Genomic DNA, 15,039 nt, shown 5'->3' with positions numbered 1-15,039 from the left:
CCTCAAACGCCCCTGGGCGCGTCGGTCAGCGCCGGTTGTAGGGAATGGCGGCGGGAAAGGAAGATCAGGGCGGCACAAAGCTGCGCCAGGGCCAGCATGGACAGGGTGATCCACAGCGCTCCCGATTGCTGCTGCGCCACACCGATAAGCAGGGGACCCATGACACCGCCGACGCGGTTGACGCCGACCGCAACGCCCACGGCGGTGCTGCGCAGGCCGGTTTCATAGCTCATGGCGATGAAATTGTTCATCACGGCCTGCGCGCCGAAGACACAGGCGCCGACCAGCGCCACCGCAACCCAGGCGGCGTTGGTGCCGATGGCAGGGATCAACAGCAGCAGGGTGAGCATGCCACCAATGAAGCCGGTGGCCATGGCATTGATCTGCCCATGCCGGTCGGCCAGCCATCCGGACAGCCCACCGCCCACGATCTGCATCGCCATCAGCAGTGAGCCATAGGCAAAGGCGGCCTGCACCGGCGCTCCCTGTTCCAGGATGATGCTGGGCAACCAGCCCGTCAGGCCATGGATGCAAAACAGGCTGAGGGCGCCCCCCACCCAGATGGTCAGCGTCACGCCACGATACCGGGGTCCCAGCAGATCGGCCACTCGCGCCTTTCCCGATGCATTTTCCCCCGACAGGAACGTCGTGGCTTGGGCATAGGCGTCGGCCCGTTCGGGCCGGGCGCGCGACAGGATGGCGGCAACATCGGCATGGCGCCCGCGCGCCACCAAGAACCGCACGGATTCCGGCAGCAACCGATGCCCGATCAGGGCCATCGGCAGGGCCAGCGCCCCGATGGCGTAAAGCCCGTGCCAGCCCCAGGTCGGCGCGATGGCGATGCCGGCCAGACCCGCGGCAATCCCGCCCAGGGAGAAGGGCAGAACAAAGGCCAGCGTGGCGTAGCGGTTCGCACAACGCGCCGGTGCCCATTCATTGATATAGACGAAGGCCAGGGGCGAGATCATGCCCAGGCACACGCCCAGAACGGCACGCAGCGCGCAGAAGATCACAAAGCTGGGCGCCCACAGCCAAAGCGCCAGACTGGTCAGCCCCAACCCCGCGACAGCAGCCAGCAGCACGCGGCGCCGGCCCCAGCGGTCGGCCAGAGGCCCCTGCAAAAGCGCACCAGACGCCAGACCTGCCAGACCGATGGACAGCATCAGACCGATCTGAAACGGGCTGAGCGCCCATTGCGCCTTCACATAGGGCGCGACATAGGCGGCATTGAACAGGTCGTACCCGTCGATGAACAGGATGGCGCCCATCAGTAGCGCGAACCGGATATGGAAGGGCCCAAGGCGCATATCGCCCAGTTCCTGGGCCACGTTGATCGCACGATCAGACATTCTTTCCCTCCCGGTGCCGGACTTCGCCAGCTTCACGGTTCAGCGTTGACACCGTTCAGTACCCCCTGTCAAATAATGATAAAGGGCATTGTCATAGGTTTGGGTTATGGCTGTCGAAGCAAGTCAGATCGCCAATCTGCTGGCCATCGCGAAATACGGCTCCTTCACCCGCGCGGCGGAGGAGAAGGGGATATCGCAGCCGGCGCTGTCCAACAGCATCGCGCTGCTGGAGCAGCGGCTGGGCGTTCGTGTGCTGGAACGCACGCGGCGCGGATCGACCCTGACACCCTATGGTGAAATCCTGGTGCGCCGGGCGGAGGGCGTTCTGTCGCTGCTCACCGACGCAGAAACAGAGGTGAAACGCCGCGCCGATGGGATCGATGGACCCCTGCGCATCGGTGCGACACCCAGCGTGCTGTCAACACTGCTTCCCAGGGCACTTCGATTACTGCTGGCAGATGTTGGCCCGGTCGATATCGAGATCGTGGACGGCCTTGACGATACGCTGGTGCCGATGCTGCGGTCGGGCGCCATTGATATCATCATCGGGCCGGTGGCGGAGATGTTCGGCAGTCCCCCGGACATTCTTGAACATGTCCTGATGCGGGACCCGTTTGCCATCGCGGTGGGACCAGGCAGCGCATTCTTCGACCGGGACAAAGTGTCACTGGCCGAACTGGCCGATGCCAAATGGGTGCTGCCCCGTCCCGGCAGCACCTATCGCCGTCATGTGGAAGCGCTGTTCATGACGGCGGGTATCGCATGGCCACAGAACTGTATCCTGGCCAATTCCTTGCCCGTCCTGGAAAGTCTGGTGCGGTTTTCCGGCTGCGTCACCGTGGTGTCGCAGGTGCAGATAACCGAGCAGAAGAGCGACTTCAAGGTCGTCGCCCTTGAAGGGGCGGGGTTCCGCTGCATCGGTTACAAGCTAAGAAAGAACATGAAGGCGAGTCCCCTGCTGAATCGGTTGCGGACGATCATGGAGTCCGCTGTTTGACGCCGCCCGCGCAACTGAACTGCTCCGGATTTGCGCTGACCGGGGGCGCGATGTGGAGCGCAATATCCCAAGTCCCCTCCCCCGACACCCTCTGTGCCTGATCTTACGCCGCCCCTGTCTGAGGATGACTTCCTGAAGGGAGGGCAAAACCTATGCTGACGGCAAGGTGACGGTGACACCCGCGACCCTGACCATCACCGCCGGCTCACTGAACAAGACCTATGGCACAACAGCGACCGTTCCAGGCTATAGCGTGGCCGGCCTAGTCAATGGTGACACCATCTCGGCGGTGAGCTTGGCTGCTGGTGAGTTGGGCGCATCGGAATCGGCGGGCAGTTATACGGTCGCCGCCTCGGGTGCGACGGGTTCGGGCCTGTCGCACTATGCCGTAACCTATGTCGGCGGCGCTGAGCATCACAGCCGCCAATGCCACAAAGGTGGGCGGCACTGAACTTTCATTGACAGGCTTCAGCGCCAACGGTCTGGTAAATGGTGACAGCGTCGGCTTGGTCACACTGGCCAGCAGCGGCACGCCGGCCAGCGCGACCGCCGGCACCTATGCGATCAGCGCCAGTAATGCCAGCCGGCAAGGGGCTGGGTAACTACACCATCCGTTACGAGCAAGGTCAGCTCACCGTCACGCCGGCTCCGTCCACGCTGAACACCAGCGCCATTCAGTGCATCGTAGTAGCCGCCGTGATACCCACCGTCTCCATCACCACCAACGTGGCGCCGACCACCATTGCTGCTCCCGCCGCCGCGTCGACGGCCATCACCACCACAACAACGCCATCTGCGTCGGCATCGACAGGCCGTTCGGGTGATTGTGGCACGGCCTCCACCGGCTCTTCCACTTCCACCACCTCCTCCTGCAGCACCGACAGCAATGGCGGTGGTGGCAGCGCGGGTGGATCCACCACGACCACGGATAGTACCAAGACATCCGGTGGCACTGAGGGAGGCAGCGTGTCCGGAGAGGCACAGCCGATCCTTGTCAGCGGCGCGGGCGGGGACGAGCATGATGACGCGATCCCGCTTTATCGCCGCATTCTGCATCTGTCGCCGCTGAATTACTCGGCCTGGGTCAATATGGGCACGCGCCTTGCTTGGATGAAAACCGTTCCCGTGAAGCCATTGTGCCGCTGATCATCGGCGTCATCCTGTTTGGCCGCTTCCTGCCCGAAGCGCGGGAACTGGGCGAACAGTTGTTGAGCGACATCGGGGATCGCCTGCCGGAACTGACGGCGGCCCTGGCCATTCTGCCCGACGGGCACCGGATGGGCGGCTGGAAGAGGTGCTGTAAACGCTGGACAAGGCATTGCGGACGGTGGGCTTTATCGACGCCGCCGCCGCCTCCCTGACCGTTGCCCTGAAACTGGCGCCGGGCAATGCGCTGGCCCGCTGGAACCATTCGCTGTCCTGCCTGGCGCGGGGGGATTACGCCCAGGGTTGGGCCGATTATGAATGGCGCTGGGTCTGGGATCAGTTCCCGGAGCCGCGCCGCATGCCGGGTGCTCCGCAATGGCGTGGGGAGGATCTGGTCGGTAAGCGGATTTATGTCTGGGGGGAACAGGGTTTCGGCGACATCCTGCAATTCACGCCCCTGGCACAGATCCTGGCGGATCGTCACGGCCCGGCGGAAATTGTGCTGGAACTGTCAAGCCCGCTGGTCCGACTTCTGTCCGCTGTTCTGGACCGTCCGGGGATGCGGGTGATTTCACGCACCGACAACCCGCACCGGTTCGGCGTGGATGAAGGTTTCGACTATCACATTCCATTGCTGAGCCCGCCGCACTTCCTGTCGCTGCGGGTGCCGGACCTGCCGCTGCTGCCCGGCTGGCTGAAGATATCAGCGGAGGAAGTGGCGCGTGGTGCCACCCTTCTGCCCCGCGCAGAACCGGGCAAGCGGCGCATCGGCGTGGTTTGGGCCGGACGGCCGCAGCATTCCGAGGATGCCCACCGCTCCACGCCGCTCGCCCTGATGGGTTCCATGCTGGACGCCGTTCCCGACGCGCAGTGGATATCGCTGCAGGTCGGTAACCGAGCGGGCGATGCGCTGACTTTCCGTGGGCGGCTGCATGATATCAGCGACAAGCTGCTGGATCATATTGTGGCGGTGGATACCGGCGTCGCCCATCTGGCCGGGTCAATGGGCAAGCCGGTCTCACTGCTGCTGGCCCACTCTGTTGATTGGCGGTGGGAGATTGGCTCCACCAGTTTCCCCTGGTACCCCAATCACAGCATTCATCGGCAACCCGACCTTGGCGACTGGGGCAGCGTTATTAAGAACCTGCGCGAGGAATATTCTGTAATAGACTGATTTTATTTTAATAATATGGTCCGTAGGCGGGTGAAGAACGGGTGAGGCCGCGCCAATTTACTCGGCACCCCGTGTAATGCGGATGCCCAGCTTCTTGACCCGGTGCCAGAGGCTGCGTTCGGTAATCCCCAGGCGTTCAGCCGCCCGCGCCTGGATACCACCGCAGTCACGCAGCGCATGGGTGACGATCTCCTGTTCAATGCGCTCCAACTCCTCGTTCAGGTTGCCGGTGAAGACCTGTTCGGGGGCCAGCGTACGGGGACGCGCGTAATCCAGCAGCTCATGCAGCAGATGGTCGATGCGCCCCACCTCATCCGGCACGAAATTCACCATCTCCTCCCCTTCCGGGGAGACGGTGGATTTCATGCGCAGGACCTCGGTAGAGGTCTTAATGATGCCCAGCGGGTTGCGGATTTCATGTGCCATTACCGCCGCCGCCTCGCCCAGCGTCGCCAGTTGCTCGCGCTGCCGCATCTCCGTTTCACGTGCGCGCATAGCCTCCAGACGCGTTGCCATCTCGTTGAAGCCGACAGCCAGCTCCGTCAACTCACCACCGCCCATCTCTGGGATACACGTCTTGAAATCGCCCTCACGCACACGCTGCAACCCCGGCTCAGGCCTGTCAACGGGCGAGAGATCAATTTGGAAAGTGACAAGGCGACGGCAAGCGAGAACAGGCCGGCCAAAGCCGATAGCATCAAGAACAGTTCCAGCGTACGTACATGCGACAACAGAGACAGGTTATTGGTCAGCCGGCAGGTGACGATACCCACCAGATGACCATCAAGATCGCGGAGGGCGGCAAAACCAGCCGCGAGATTCCCAGGCCCAACCGTATGCGCGATCAAGCTGGGCATCCCGCCGGCCAGCGCCTCCACCACACCCGGTGGCAGACTGACAGCAGTACCGTCAAGCGAGGCCGCCTTGCCCTCCGTCACGACATAGGCCTCCACCACCAGGCCCGGCATGCTGTCGGCCATGTTGACCATGATCCCGTCCCAGCGGTTGGCGACGAAGGCGTACAAGCTCCTTCCCTTGCTTTCGAACCGTTTGGCAGCCCACATCACCGATGGGGCCGTTGGCGAACAGCGTCGCCGCCTCCTGCAGCCACCGTTCCATGTTGGACGCAAAGGCACCGGAGATGATGTCGGCGGCGATATAGCTTGCCGTCAGTACGGGCAGGACGCTGACCGACAGGAATGCGATGACCAGCCGCCAGCGCAGCCGCATGCCGGACAATATCGGTGGGACAGGGCCGCTCCACCGTTTCATCACCATCAGACCTCCTGTTCGGGACGGGTCCGACTGTTCGTAACCCAGTGATTGCATCATGCGAATGATCCCGACTGAGACAGGGGCCGGTCTGGGGCGTGAAACAATTTATTCACCGACCAGAGATGGAGTTCGACAAAGGCAAACGGTATGCCAGCGGGACAGACACAGACGAAGATCGGAGAACCGGCCCGAAAACCCGATCTGCATCAACACCGCGGTCCAAAGATAGTCAGTCGAGCTACAAAATTTGTAGCTTCCAACAAAATGCAGGGTCAGCGCGCAGATGGATAAGGGCTGGAATCCCTGAAAATTCCAGGAGATCGCAGGCCCAGCACCGAACACGGCCCTTGGCATGGCGGGTGCAAATTACCCAGGGAGGCTGTCCGTGGATCGGTATCCGGCATTCAAGATATGGGCATTCAAATGGCTTTATTTACAACCGAAGGTGCAGGATCATGATTAAGCCATCGCGGGAACCGGGCGGATACAATCCACGATCAGTAGCGCGGGGTCCCATGCGCATCGGCTTTCTTTTCAACCATGATCAGATCCATCAGGTCGCACACAGCCTGCCCATCGCACTGGCCCTGGCCAAGGGCGGCTTTGCGGGCGAGATTTTTGTCGCCACGACGAACGAGCGCACCCGCCGGGAGGTGCTGCGGCTGGGCGGTGATGAGATTGGCCGACATATAACCCATATCGACCTGGGTCTGCGTGCCCGGTCATTGGTGTTATCACGCCCCCTGGAAGGCCTGGTTCCCTCGCGCAAGCTGCTGGTCTATGGCGACAATCTGGATTTCTTCCGCAGCCTGGACATGCTGGTCGTGGCGGAAAAGACCTCCCTGGTCCTGAAAACGCTCTACGGACTAAAGAACCTCAAGATCGTTCACACACGGCATGGGGCCGGGGACCGGGCCATCGGCTTTGATAAGGCTTCGGCGGGTTTCGATCATGTATTCTGCTCCGGCCCGAAGGTGCGCGAACGGCTGATCGCCGAAGCCAAGGTGCCGCAGGAGAAGATCAGCATGGTGGGCTATCCGAAGTTCGATATGCTCGACCCATCTGTGACCATGTTTCCGGTAAGGTCGCGGGCTCCCATCGTGCTGTACAATCCCCATTGCTCGGCCCACCTGTCATCCTGGTTCAAACAGGGCCGGCAGGTGCTAGATTTCTTCCTGGACAATCCCAACTATCAACTGATCTTCGCCCCGCATGTCATGCTGTTCGAACGCAAATTCGTGCTGACCATTGACAAGCTGCGTATCGACCGGCCGGGCCATATCGAAGAGCGCTATCTGCGCGCACCCAATATCCATATCGACCTTGGCAGCCGTGCCTCCACGGACATGAGCTACACGATGATGGCCGATCTCTATCTGGGCGACGTCAGCAGCCAGATTTACGAATTTCTCCTGCATCCCCGCCCCTGCCTGTTCCTGAACAGTCACAAGGCCAACTGGCGCGAGGATCCCAACTATGGACATTGGCGCGCAGGCCCCGTCATCGATACACCCGCCGAACTGGCCGATGGGCTGAAACGCGCCTTGGCCAGCCATGAGGAAGCCTATCGACCGGTGCAGCAGCAGATGTTCGCCAGCAGCTTCGATCTGACGGACAAGCCATCGTCACAGCGTGCTGCCGAGGTGCTGGCCGCGCTGCTGGGCGACACAGGCTGGAACCAGCGGGCCAGTCTGTCCGCATGAGCGCACTGATCACAATCCTGCTGCCCTTTTTCAACGAAGAAGGATGGATCGGCGCCACACTGGACAGCCTGGCCGCGCAGAGCGACCGGCGCTTCTGTCTGCTGCTGCTGGATAACGGCTCCACCGATCGGGGCCGGGACGAGGCGCGCCGCCACCTCGCCGCATTGCCGGATATCATGGCTGACATCCGGTCCGTGCCCACGCCGGGCAAGGTGAACGCGCTGGTCGCCGGTCTGGACATGGTCCGCACACCCTTTGTTGCCATCTGCGACGCCGACACGACGTACCCGCCCAACTATTTCGCGAACTGCCTTGCCTTGTTCACCGCCCACCCGGAAGCGGCGGCGGTGATGGCTATCGATCTTTATCACCCGGTGCACTCACAGGCCGCCACGCGCCGCATCAACTGCATCATGCGCAAGGTGCGCCGGTTCCGTAACCAATGCCATGCGGGCGGCTATGCCCAGTCTTACCGCACCGAGGCGCTGGTGGCTGCCGGCGGCTTCGACCTGCGGCGATGGCCCTTCGTGCTGGAGGATCACGAGATCGTCCATCGGGTGATGCGGTTCGGCACGGTCATCTATGATCACGGCCATCATTGCTTCCCTTCGCAACGCCGCAGCGACCGCCGCCGCGTCAGTTGGACATGGTGGGAAAGATTGCTGTACCGTCATATGCCGCGTAAGCGGATGGACTGGTTCTTCTATGATTTCCTGGGCCACCGTCTGGCGCGCCGCAATGCCTATTCCACCGCCTTGAGAGCCAAGGATTGGACATGTCCCTGAGCATGGTGCCACCGGGCGCACCGGCGGGCGCTCTGCGCCGTATCTTCGGCGGACTGGGACTGGTGCTGGGCGGCAAGGCCGGGGCCGGGCTGATCAGCCTCGCCTATCTGGTGATCGCTACACGCGCGCTGGGACCGCATGATTATGGCGTGCTGGTGCTGATCCACACCTATGTGACAACCGTCTGCGGCATCGTGGAATTCCCCGCCTGGCAGGCCGTCGTCCGCTATGGCGCGGAGGCGCAGCGCGCGGGTGACCGTCATCGCCTGTCGCGCCTGCTGCGCTTTGGAGCGCGGGTGGAATTGCTGGGCGGGCTGGCGGCCATCCTGGCGGCGGCGCTGTGTGCGCCACTAGTGGGGCCGCATCTGGGCTGGCCGGAAACGGCCATGGTTCTGGCCCTGCCCTACAGTCTGGCTGTGCTAGGTTCCGTCCGCTCCACGCCAGCGGGATATCTGCAGCTGGTCAACCGCTTCGACCTGCTGGGCCTGCACAATCTGGTGGCACCGATGGTGCGGCTGGCAGGCGCCGGCATCGCGACCCTGGCCGGGTGGGGACTGAAGGGCTTCCTGGTCGCCTGGCTGCTGGCGGCGCTGTGTGAGTTCATCAGCCTGTGGGCCATGGGCCTGTGGCTGGCCCGCCGCCATCTGGGGCCGGACCTGCGCCGACCGGAACCCGGCGACCCGGCTGCCGACAATCCCGGCATCTGGCGGTTCCTTCTGGCCAGCAATGCCGACGTGACCTTGACCGAACTGGCCGGGCGCGTGGCACCGCTGGTGGTGGGCTGGATGCTGGGGCCGGCGGCGGCAGGCCTGTTCTCTGTGGCGCAGCGTGCGACCGTGCTGATCGCGCAACCGGCACAGATCCTGGGCAACACCGCCTATCCGGAACTGGCACGCCTGACAGCCAGTGGCCATGGCGGGTGGGCCCTGCGCCAGACCGTGGGCCGGGTGGCGGCCATCGCGCTGGGCGCCTGCATCCCCATCGTCGCCATTGTCTGGCTGTTCAACGCGCAGATCGTGGAATTGATCGCCGGTCCTGCCTTCGCCGATGCGGCACAGTTGATGGTGGTGCTGGTCCTGGCCCGTGCCCTGGCGATGGCGGGACCGCCTTGTACCGCCGCCTTGACCGCGCTGGGCCGGCCCGGCTGGTCGATGGGCGCCAACCTGACCGCCAGCCTGCTGTTCCTGCCGGCCCTGCCCATCTTGCTGGATCAGTTCGGGCTGGCAGGGGCCGGCATTCAGGCCGTGGGACAGGCGCTGACCGCCAGCCTGCTGCTGCTGGTCCTCACCTGGAACAGGAGTAGGACGGCGTGAAGCCCATGCGCATCGCCTATGTCATCAATTCCGTGGAGGGTGGCGGGGCCGCACTGCCCGTGCCTGCCGTCACCCGTGTCATGCGCGATGCCGGGGCCGTTGTCCGGGTCTTTGCCCTGACCCGCCGGGATGGCCGTGCCCTGCCCCCAATGGTGGAGGCTGGGCTTGATCCCCTGGTGCGCGACGGCGGAACCGGCGACCATTGGCATGCTACCCGCTGGCTGGACGCGGAACTGCGGAAATGGGGGGCCACCCATCTCTGGACCTCGCTCAGCCGTGCCACCATCATGGGCCTTCTGATCGGCCCCAGGCTTGGATTGCCGGTCGTCTGCTGGCAGCATGCCGCCTTCCTGAAACCGTGGAACCGGCGGCTGATGCGGCTGCTGCAATCGTGCGCCTTGCTCTGGGTGGGGGATTCCACCTCGGTCACCACCCTGACACGGCAAAGGCTGGGCGTAACGCCCGACAGGCTGGTGACGTGGCCCATCTTCGCGGCCAATCCCGACCAGCCCGCCGCACAGCCCTGGCAAGCCGGAGAGACGCTGCGCCTAGGCAGCCTGGGCCGGTTGCACCCGGTCAAGGGCTATGACGTCTTACTGCTGGCATTGGCGGCTTTGCATCGCCAGGGTTTCCGCCCGCCATGCCCCATCAGCCTGACACTGGCCGGCGAGGGGGAAGAACGGGCGCGGCTGGCCGCCCTGGCGGGGAACGTCGGCATCGCCGATGTGATCCTGCCCGGCTATACGGACCGCCCCGACAGGTTCCTGGCGGACCTGCATCTCTATCTGCAACCCTCCCGGTCCGAGGGTTTCTGCATCGCAGCGCATGAGGCGATGGCAGCCGGCCTGCCCGTGCTGGCATCCGCCGTGGGGGAAATCCCGCATAGCATCACGGAGGACACGACCGGTCACACAGTTCCGCCTGGTGATGTGGTGGCGCTGGCCACCCAGCTGGCAAAACTATTGTCCAATCCCGGCGGACTGCATGCCATGGGAATGGCGGCGCGAACCCGTATACAGGATCAGTTCTCTCAGACCCGCTTCCGCGAGGCGGGCACCGCCATCATGCGGCGGATCGCCCCCATTTCCGTTTGATATCCAGCCAAAGACCGGAGAGCGACCGGTCAATGCGTTTCACATCGATCAGGGTGACGCCGCCACCGCTGCTCAACGTGTGCATCCCATCACGATAGGTCCCTGCCGATCCCGGCAGGTCCAGCGGCGCCCCCGCCACCGCCGCAAACCCCGTCTCATCCAGCCTGTCGATCCAGAGCGGGCGCAGCGCGCCGCCATAGGTGTGACGGCAATCCTGCACTGGCAACATGATCCGGCCATCAATGACCAGAGCCGTACCGCCGGGGCGGGATGAACCACGGTCGATGCGGACGGGATTGCCGGGATGCGGGATCCACGGTCCCGTCAGCCGGTCTGCCCAGGCCACATGCAGATGCCCCAGCTTGGTGGCCTTGGCTGTAGCCGGTGAATAGAACAGCCACCAGCGGCCATCATGCCAAAGCGGCGTGGCGTCCACGGGCACGCAGTCCAGACGGATCTCCGCCTCACGCCTCCAATCCGCCGGCCCATCCCCCATGCGATAGAGATGCAAGCCCCCCGACCGGTGCGCCTCCGGCAGCATCCAGGTGGCCCCATCGGCATCGAAAACCTGCGGATAAGAGAGGTGCCAGGCCTCCCGCAGGCAGGGGCGGCGCGCCACCAGCCGGAAATCATCGCCCAGCGTCAGCAGTTCGATAATCCCGTGCCGTGTCGCATAATCATAGCTTTCCACAAAGACATGAAGCCGCCCCCCCGGTTCACGCCACGCAAAGGGGTCGGCCAGGAAGGCGAAGGCAGGTTCCTCAGGCAGCCAATGCACCGCTGCATCGGCCAGCCCGCCAACCAGCAGTTCCGCCGCAGGCCGGGCGATCAGCCCGCATCTCCAGATATCCTTACGGCGGGGCATGCCTTGACTCCACAATCCCGTGAGTGGCCGATGCTGGTGACACCTATGTCAGCAGCAAGGGATAAACCCTGGGCCCGTGGCCCGTCGAACATCTTAAACAGTGGCCGCCCCCAACGGCATCCGCAATCAAGGCGCGCCTTTCCCCCGCGCGGTCGCCAGATCGGGGTCCTGCCGGTCAAAGCCCAGCCAGGGGGAAACAAAGCGCAGCAGCAGGTTCAGCAACAAATTGTGGCTGCGGACCAGATTGACGGAGGGTTCCAGGCTACTGCCGAAACGCAGTTTGGCTGCAATCGCGGGCCGGAAGCAGCACGGCAGACCCGTCATCAATCCGTCGCCGCAACCCCGCCTGCCCGGTCAGCGATCCATTGAGATCCAGGACAAGGCAGCGCACGCGCGATGGTGTCCCCAGTTCCGTCATTCGGCCGCCACCGTCGGCCTGAAATGCCGGTCCAGCCAGTCGGCGAAGACAGGCGTCAGGTCCTGAAAGCCCGCGAAGGGCGGATTGCTGCATGCCTGCGATCCCGCCATGCCGGCCGCACTGGCGCGGACAGCGGCGGAACTTTTGCCGGCAAACCGCGTTCTGGAGTGGCAGCGCAGGCTGGCACGGACCAGCCTGCTCCTCGGGAATTCCCCCTGGCTGACGAACGCGGACCTGGACGTCATTGTGACGACATTATCCACCAGCATTCAGCATGCACCCTGACGGCAACGACATCGGCCCCGCCTGCCGTCCCAGGGAAAACGCGACCGGTCAGAAATATCTCAGCCAGGTGATATCCTTGCGCCGCGCCTTCAACCGCGAGAACCAGGCCGTCGGAATGTAGAAGGGAATGATCAGGCCCAGGTACCAGGCGAACACCCAGCCATAATTATCAAACCCAAACAAAACCCCATGGTTGGGGCCCCAGATGGCCAGCGCCGTGTGGTACAGCACGCGCAGCATGGCCAAGTGGAAGATGTAGAAGAACATCGGGGCACCGCCGAACACTGACAGCGCGCTGGTGATACCAGCGTCGCGGATACGTTCGAAAAAGGCCAGCAGCAGCGATCCAACACCCAGGGTAAACAGCAGGAAATCCAGCGATGGCGGATATTTGGTGAGCGACATGAAGCTCATCATCGTCCGGGCCGGATCACCATCAACGACAAACCACGGCTTGTCGCCATAGATGTTGAGAAGTCGCAGACCAATGAACAGGGCGATCATGCCGACACCCAGCAGCAGCAGCCGGCGCTGACGCACTTGGGCCGAGACATGCGGCAGGAACCAGGGCCCGATCCCGAAGCCAAGCAGGATCACACCGATCCAGGCCAGCACAGGATAGCTGGTCTTGGCCACCAGCCCGAAAGGCAGGACAAGAAGGTCACGCTGGTGCAGCACGGCCCAGAGCCAGTGAAACGGCGCATCCGGGGCCAGACGGATGGGATCAAGCAGATTGTGGCCCGCAACGATCACCATCCCCAGCACGATCAGCGTAGCCAGCGGCAGCCGGAACAGACCGGCCAGCACGATCATGCACGCCCCAATGCACCAAATGACCTGCAACCACAATGTTGGCTGTGCGATCCCCCAGTAAAGCGGCGACAGGAAAAACACCTCAATCGCCATCAGCAGCAGGCCGCGCTTCAGCAGGTAGGAGGTCGTTTCCTGGGCCGTGTGGTTGCGGGCATAGAGAAAGACGCCAAGTCCCGTCAGCGCCACAAAGATCGGCGCGCACAGGCTGGCGGCCAGCCGGGCGAAGAACAGGGCCGGCATGATGGTCCTTGCATCCACCGGATCGGTAATGTCGACATGCAGGAACCACGTCTCCCGGACATGGTCCAGCAGCATCACCACCATGACGAAACCACGCAGCGCATCAATACTGCGCAGACGTGACCCCGCCGATTTGACAGCCGTTCCGATGATGCCGGATGGCTTTTGTCCGGAAGCGGCCATAGCGATCGTGCCCATGTTGTGCCCCCTGGATTTGTCTGTTTGTTGTGGAAAGTCCTAAAGCGAGCCGACTTTGATGGTCGACCCGTCAACCAGCCGTGACAGGTTGAAATGCGTCGGGTCGACGGATGGCGTTTCATTGGCGATCAGTTGCGCTATCAGATAGCCGATACCCGGCCCAAGGCCGAACCCGTGCCCCGAACAGCCGGCCGCCAGGAACAGGCCGCCGACCGCATCAATGCCAGACGCAACCGGCACGGCATCCGGCGTGCAATCGACATAGGCGCCCCAGACATGGTCGATCTCGATCCCGGCCAGTTCGGGAAAGGTGCCCCTCACATTGTCCATGATGGCCTCAACCAGCCGACGGTTGGGGGCCGGGTCCAGCACGCGCTGACGTTCGAACATCCGGTCATCGCTGCCCAGCCAGGATGGAAGGGATTCCGGCCCAGCGAACAGGGATTTGCCAACCCCGATCTGTACCGCCTTCAGGCGCTTGATGAATTGCGGCAGGAATTCGCGGGCGAACCGCATGCCCTGCGCCGTCAGTTCCAGCGTCGCCCGCCCGCTGATCGCCAGGGTGTAGCTGCCATCCAGGCGCCGCGTCATGGCCAGGTCGGGGCAATAGACCACGTCGCCGACATCGCGGGTCGGCTTCGTGCGCAACGCCGTCTGCCGCACGCTGGCCTGTGGAAACACCACGCCATGGCGGGCCAGGAAGGTGGAGGCCCAGGCCCCGGCAGCACACAGGACCGCATCCGCCCGGATGCTGCCCTTTTCGGTATGCACACCCGTCACACGGCCATTGGTGATGTCCAGGCCGCGCACGGCACAGTTCTGATGGATGGTGGCGCCGCGCGCACGCGCCCCGTCGGCCAGGGCCGGCGCCGCCCAGGCGGGTTCCGCCTTACCATCCGCGACGGAGTGCAAACCGCCCACCCATTTGCGGCGGGTTTCGGGAATGCGCTGTGCCGCCTGCGCCCCTGTCAGCATGTAGGTTTCAACACCGAACGTCCGCGCCGTCGGCCGCCATGCCTCCCACCCGGCCAGCATGGCGGCATCGTCGGTCGCATAGACCAGACCCGTGCGCCGGAAACCCAGATCCTGACCGATCTCCGCCGCCAGCCCGTCCCACAGTGACATGGACAGAAGCGACAGGGGCATTTCACGCGGGTCGCGGTTCTGCTGCCGACACCAGCCCCAGGTCCGGCTCGACTGTTCACAGGCGATATGGCCCTTCTCCAGCAGAGCCACGGACAGGCCGCGCTTGGCCAGATAATAGGCCGACGCAGTGCCGACAATGCCACCGCCGATCACCACGACATCAACGGACTGGGGCAGGGTTTCGTCACTGGCAACGGATCGAACAGCGGGAAGCATCGTGAAACCTCGGCGAGGTGAG

Annotated in this window: 19 protein-coding genes; 10 read left to right on the top strand and 9 right to left on the bottom strand. The window is 63.7% G+C overall.

Annotated elements, in window-relative coordinates:
- Nucleotides 1-2 precede the first annotated feature (2 nt).
- On the bottom strand, nucleotides 3-1,349 hold the full coding sequence (locus tag ACT6Q8_RS05815; protein WP_444734189.1) for an MFS transporter: 1,347 nt from the start codon (nucleotides 1,347-1,349) through the stop codon (nucleotides 3-5).
- Nucleotides 1,350-1,455: 106 nt separating this feature from the next.
- Here ACT6Q8_RS05815 and ACT6Q8_RS05810 point away from each other — a divergent pair, with 106 nt between their 5' ends.
- From ACT6Q8_RS05810 to ACT6Q8_RS05800, 3 genes are all read left to right on the top strand, one after another.
- On the top strand, nucleotides 1,456-2,346 hold the full coding sequence (locus ACT6Q8_RS05810; RefSeq protein ID WP_444734190.1) for a LysR family transcriptional regulator: 891 nt from the start codon (nucleotides 1,456-1,458) through the stop codon (nucleotides 2,344-2,346).
- Nucleotides 2,347-2,512: 166 nt separating this feature from the next.
- On the top strand, nucleotides 2,513-2,797 hold the full coding sequence (locus ACT6Q8_RS05805) for an MBG domain-containing protein (protein ID WP_444739355.1): 285 nt from the start codon (nucleotides 2,513-2,515) through the stop codon (nucleotides 2,795-2,797).
- Nucleotides 2,798-2,804: 7 nt separating this feature from the next.
- Nucleotides 2,805-2,948: an MBG domain-containing protein gene (locus tag ACT6Q8_RS05800; RefSeq protein ID WP_156344741.1), complete on the top strand. Its 144-nt coding sequence runs from the start codon at nucleotides 2,805-2,807 to the stop codon at nucleotides 2,946-2,948.
- 72 nt (nucleotides 2,949-3,020) lie between these two features.
- On the opposite strand, the gene ACT6Q8_RS05795 is transcribed toward ACT6Q8_RS05800, so the two are convergent.
- Nucleotides 3,021-3,284: a hypothetical protein gene (locus ACT6Q8_RS05795; RefSeq protein WP_444734192.1), complete on the bottom strand. Its 264-nt coding sequence runs from the start codon at nucleotides 3,282-3,284 to the stop codon at nucleotides 3,021-3,023.
- A 28-nt stretch (nucleotides 3,285-3,312) separates the two neighbouring features.
- Between ACT6Q8_RS05795 and ACT6Q8_RS05790 the strand changes: the two genes are divergently transcribed.
- The 3 genes from ACT6Q8_RS05790 to ACT6Q8_RS05780 are packed head-to-tail and all read left to right on the top strand — an operon-like array spanning nucleotide 3,313 to nucleotide 4,666.
- The gene (locus ACT6Q8_RS05790) at nucleotides 3,313-3,492 is read left to right on the top strand and encodes a hypothetical protein (RefSeq protein WP_444734193.1); all 180 of its coding nucleotides are present in this window, start codon (nucleotides 3,313-3,315) and stop codon (nucleotides 3,490-3,492) included.
- The gene (locus ACT6Q8_RS05785) at nucleotides 3,483-3,707 is read left to right on the top strand and encodes a hypothetical protein (RefSeq protein WP_444734194.1); all 225 of its coding nucleotides are present in this window, start codon (nucleotides 3,483-3,485) and stop codon (nucleotides 3,705-3,707) included. Before ACT6Q8_RS05790 ends, ACT6Q8_RS05785 begins: the two co-directional genes overlap by 10 nt.
- The gene (locus ACT6Q8_RS05780; RefSeq protein WP_444739354.1) at nucleotides 3,665-4,666 is read left to right on the top strand and encodes a hypothetical protein; all 1,002 of its coding nucleotides are present in this window, start codon (nucleotides 3,665-3,667) and stop codon (nucleotides 4,664-4,666) included. Before ACT6Q8_RS05785 ends, ACT6Q8_RS05780 begins: the two co-directional genes overlap by 43 nt.
- Nucleotides 4,667-4,723: 57 nt before the next feature.
- On the opposite strand, the gene ACT6Q8_RS05775 is transcribed toward ACT6Q8_RS05780, so the two are convergent.
- Both ACT6Q8_RS05775 and ACT6Q8_RS05770 read right to left on the bottom strand, forming a co-directional pair.
- The gene (locus ACT6Q8_RS05775; protein ID WP_444739369.1) at nucleotides 4,724-5,263 is read right to left on the bottom strand and encodes a histidine kinase dimerization/phospho-acceptor domain-containing protein; all 540 of its coding nucleotides are present in this window, start codon (nucleotides 5,261-5,263) and stop codon (nucleotides 4,724-4,726) included.
- Nucleotides 5,209-5,691, bottom strand: coding sequence for a hypothetical protein (locus ACT6Q8_RS05770; RefSeq protein ID WP_444734197.1), 483 nt, complete (start codon nucleotides 5,689-5,691; stop codon nucleotides 5,209-5,211). The genes ACT6Q8_RS05775 and ACT6Q8_RS05770 overlap by 55 nt, the downstream gene beginning before the upstream one ends.
- 765 nt (nucleotides 5,692-6,456) lie before the next feature.
- Between ACT6Q8_RS05770 and ACT6Q8_RS05765 the strand changes: the two genes are divergently transcribed.
- The 4 genes from ACT6Q8_RS05765 to ACT6Q8_RS05750 are packed head-to-tail and all read left to right on the top strand — an operon-like array spanning nucleotide 6,457 to nucleotide 10,836.
- Nucleotides 6,457-7,644: a CDP-glycerol glycerophosphotransferase family protein gene (locus ACT6Q8_RS05765; protein WP_054169227.1), complete on the top strand. Its 1,188-nt coding sequence runs from the start codon at nucleotides 6,457-6,459 to the stop codon at nucleotides 7,642-7,644.
- Nucleotides 7,641-8,429: a glycosyltransferase family 2 protein gene (locus ACT6Q8_RS05760; RefSeq protein ID WP_444734198.1), complete on the top strand. Its 789-nt coding sequence runs from the start codon at nucleotides 7,641-7,643 to the stop codon at nucleotides 8,427-8,429. Before ACT6Q8_RS05765 ends, ACT6Q8_RS05760 begins: the two co-directional genes overlap by 4 nt.
- Entirely contained in the window at nucleotides 8,420-9,742 is a 1,323-nt protein-coding gene (locus tag ACT6Q8_RS05755; protein WP_444734199.1) for a lipopolysaccharide biosynthesis protein, read from the top strand. Before ACT6Q8_RS05760 ends, ACT6Q8_RS05755 begins: the two co-directional genes overlap by 10 nt.
- Nucleotides 9,743-9,747: 5 nt before the next feature.
- Nucleotides 9,748-10,836, top strand: coding sequence for a glycosyltransferase family 4 protein (locus ACT6Q8_RS05750; protein WP_444734278.1), 1,089 nt, complete (start codon nucleotides 9,748-9,750; stop codon nucleotides 10,834-10,836).
- Here the strand turns inward: ACT6Q8_RS05750 and ACT6Q8_RS05745 are convergent.
- The 5 genes from ACT6Q8_RS05745 to ACT6Q8_RS05725 all read right to left on the bottom strand — a co-directional run bounded on the left by ACT6Q8_RS05745 (nucleotide 10,805) and on the right by ACT6Q8_RS05725 (nucleotide 15,017).
- Nucleotides 10,805-11,701 (bottom strand): glucosamine inositolphosphorylceramide transferase family protein, encoded by an 897-nt coding sequence (locus tag ACT6Q8_RS05745; protein WP_444734200.1) that lies wholly within the window; start codon nucleotides 11,699-11,701, stop codon nucleotides 10,805-10,807. The two genes, ACT6Q8_RS05750 and ACT6Q8_RS05745, sit on opposite strands and share 32 nt — an antisense overlap.
- A gap of 126 nt (nucleotides 11,702-11,827) precedes the next feature.
- Nucleotides 11,828-12,025 (bottom strand): hypothetical protein, encoded by a 198-nt coding sequence (locus ACT6Q8_RS05740; RefSeq protein WP_444734201.1) that lies wholly within the window; start codon nucleotides 12,023-12,025, stop codon nucleotides 11,828-11,830.
- 90 nt (nucleotides 12,026-12,115) lie between these two features.
- Entirely contained in the window at nucleotides 12,116-12,364 is a 249-nt protein-coding gene (locus tag ACT6Q8_RS05735) for a hypothetical protein (protein ID WP_444734202.1), read from the bottom strand.
- Between the two features lie 88 nt (nucleotides 12,365-12,452).
- On the bottom strand, nucleotides 12,453-13,655 hold the full coding sequence (locus ACT6Q8_RS05730) for a DUF1624 domain-containing protein (protein ID WP_444734203.1): 1,203 nt from the start codon (nucleotides 13,653-13,655) through the stop codon (nucleotides 12,453-12,455).
- Between the two features lie 39 nt (nucleotides 13,656-13,694).
- On the bottom strand, nucleotides 13,695-15,017 hold the full coding sequence (locus ACT6Q8_RS05725; RefSeq protein WP_444734204.1) for an NAD(P)/FAD-dependent oxidoreductase: 1,323 nt from the start codon (nucleotides 15,015-15,017) through the stop codon (nucleotides 13,695-13,697).
- Nucleotides 15,018-15,039: the final 22 nt, after the last annotated feature.

It is taken from the genome of Niveispirillum sp. (genome assembly GCF_052437035.1).
In the GTDB taxonomy this organism is placed as follows: Bacteria; Pseudomonadota; Alphaproteobacteria; order Azospirillales; family Azospirillaceae; genus Niveispirillum.
The sequence above is the reverse complement of the archived record's forward strand: the minus strand, read 5'-3'. Positions and strand labels throughout refer to the sequence as shown.